Source organism: Dietzia sp. HMSC21D01, assembly GCF_001815995.1.
Lineage (GTDB): Bacteria > Actinomycetota > Actinomycetes > Mycobacteriales > Mycobacteriaceae > Dietzia > Dietzia cinnamea.
Window position 1 is genome coordinate 1,164 of record NZ_KV823728.1, and the last position, 1,141, is coordinate 2,304.

Annotated in this window: 2 pseudogenes; one reads left to right on the top strand and one right to left on the bottom strand. The window is 68.0% G+C overall.

The window, feature by feature from the left end:
* A pseudogene (locus HMPREF3086_RS19440) lies at window positions 1–321 on the bottom strand (HNH endonuclease); the annotation flags it as partial.
* A gap of 675 nt (window positions 322–996) precedes the next feature.
* Between HMPREF3086_RS19440 and HMPREF3086_RS19855 the strand changes: the two are divergent.
* Window positions 997–1,141 (top strand): annotated as a pseudogene (locus tag HMPREF3086_RS19855) (IS1380 family transposase); the annotation flags it as partial.

Below are 1,141 nucleotides of genomic sequence, written 5' to 3' on the forward strand. Positions count from 1 at the left end.
GGTGTCGGCGATCGAGGAGTCCTCGAGGCGACCGCGGGCCTCCCCGGGGGCCAGGCCCAGGCCGCCGGTGAGCATCTGCCGTTCGTTGATGTAGCCCACCTGCCTGGCGGTACCGGAGGCGCGGGCAGCGGCCAGCACGCGCGCCTGGGTGGCACGCAACCGGCGGTGGGCCTGCTCCAGCGCGACCACCTCGGCGTGCAGCTCGGCGGCCGGGACCGCGGACCAGTCCCGGGCCAGGTGCGCGTCGAGCGCGCGCAGCACGGAGGTCAGCTCCTCGCCCGGGGCGGCCGCTGCGCTGGCACCTCTCACCGTGTCGCTCATGCGTTCGATTAGATCATCCGGGTACGACACGAACCCGTCACCGCAGGTCAGCGCGGTTGGGCTAGTCGACTCCGCTAACCGCCTCAGCCGGCTCGTCGCCTGGGACCGGGACTGCTTCTCCGCGGGCCGACCTGAACAAGTGGAAGTGCATGGACGCCATCAGTGCGAGCGGGAGCACTGCCGCGAGAGACCACTCCGACGAAGTGGAGATCGCGAACACGGCAGTGGCGATCAGGCCGTAGCCCGTGACCAGCGCAGACAGGACTGTGAGCGGCGATCGCTTCCACCGCCCCACACCTCGCCCGCGCGAGATCAGCCATCCGCCCATCAGCGCGGCGCCGTAAAGGGCGAGCAGACTGCACGTGAGCAGGATGTACTCCTGCGGTAGCTCGCGCGGCGTCGGCCCATTCCCGAGCGGCGAGGCAGCGGACCACGCGAGCCAGGACCCCCACAGTCCTAATAGAAGGGTGACCGCCACGCTGGCGGCCCAGTTCGCTGTTGAAGACCCACCCGTCTGACCGGCTGCCATGACGATTCCTTTCCTCGGCTGTCTAGCCCCGGTGATTCACGGGTATCTGCGGATCGCTGGGCGAAAATAGACCGAAGTGCTTCCTGAACAGGGGAAACTGGGACTTGTCGAGAGCTCCAGGTCCTCAAGCAGAAAGCACTCGGTAGGTGAAGCGTACTTCGTGGTCGTCTGGTCTGTCCGTTACTGCTGATGGTGTCGGGGTGATCGCCCACGCCGGGGCCATCGCGCCTCGACTTCTGGCTGATCAGGTCGGTCTGACCGCCGAGCTGTCAGGGGCCATGGCTCGCCGAC